Origin of the sequence: Nocardia sp. NPDC050799 (assembly GCF_040654015.1) — a bacterium.
Classification (GTDB): domain Bacteria; phylum Actinomycetota; class Actinomycetes; order Mycobacteriales; family Mycobacteriaceae; genus Nocardia.
In genome coordinates this window covers 1-1,040 of the sequence record NZ_JBFAHF010000138.1, presented here as the reverse complement: position 1 = coordinate 1,040, position 1,040 = coordinate 1, and the positions used below count along the sequence as shown (strand labels likewise).

Genomic DNA, 1,040 nt, shown 5'->3' with positions numbered 1-1,040 from the left:
TCCGCCTCTTTCAGGGCATCGAGATGGCGCAGCACCAGCAGCGGGCCGTTATCCGCCAGCACCAGCTCCACATGCCCCAGCCGCCGCACCGCCTGCAGCCCGCTCAGGCAGGCGCGCACCGGCGCCAGCAGCTGTTCCAGCTCCGGGCGCAGCACCGGGCAGTGCTCCACCGCTACCAGCTCGCTGGAGGCCGCCTGTCGAAACCCCATCATCAGGCGCTGCAGCTTCGGCTGCCACGCCAGGCTCAGGCGGGCGCGGCGGCGATAGCCGTATTCCGGGCCGGCGATCACCGGTTCCTGCTGCGGGGTCACCCCGGTTTCGCGGGCGATCATGCGCACCAGCGCCGCCGCCTTGCTCTGCTGCTGCAGCGCCTCATCCGCATGCTGCTGCTGGCAGCCGCCACACACGCCGAAATGCGGGCAGCGCGGTGCCACCCGCTGCGGGCTGCGGCTCAGCAGGCGCTTGAGCTTGCCTTTGGCGAACTGGCGCTTGTCTTCGGTCAGCTGGATTTCCGCCTGCTCACCCGGCAATACGCCCGGCACGAACACCGCTTTGCCGTCGTGGCGCGCCACGCCCTGGCCGAAAGGATCGAGATCGCTCACCGTCACGGTGAAGATTTGTGAGCTCTGCCGGGTCGTCACGCGGCGTTTGGGAGAGTAGAATTGCGCCATATTTGTCGATTGTGTGCTGGTTCATTAAGCTAGTGTCAGCTGTCAATTCTCCCACATTGGAATCCCATGACCAAATACAGCCTGCGTGCGCGCATGATGATCCTGATTCTGGCCCCGACCTTGCTGATTGGTTTGCTGCTCAGCACCTTCTTCGTGGTGCACCGCTATAACGAGCTGCAGGAGCAATTGGTCGACGCCGGCGCCAGCATCATCGAGCCGCTGGCGGTGGCCAGCGAGTACGGCATGACGTTCCGCAGCCGCGAATCGGTCAGGCAGTTGGTCAGTCTGTTGCACCGCCGCCATTCGGACATCGTGCGTTCGATCACCGTGTTCGATGCGCAGAACAATTTGTTCGTTACCTCTAATTAT

The 1,040-nt window shown here is 64.0% G+C and carries 2 protein-coding genes; one reads left to right on the top strand and one right to left on the bottom strand.

Annotation, left to right across the window (positions count from 1 at the left end):
- A partial coding sequence (rlmD, locus tag AB0H42_RS35940; RefSeq protein WP_357064392.1) for a 23S rRNA (uracil(1939)-C(5))-methyltransferase RlmD occupies positions 1–671 on the bottom strand: 671 nt, incomplete at its 3' end.
- A 66-nt stretch (positions 672–737) separates the two neighbouring features.
- Between rlmD and AB0H42_RS35935 the strand changes: the two genes are divergently transcribed.
- Positions 738–1,040 (top strand): hypothetical protein (locus AB0H42_RS35935; protein WP_357064389.1); only part of this gene is annotated, 303 nt, incomplete at its 3' end.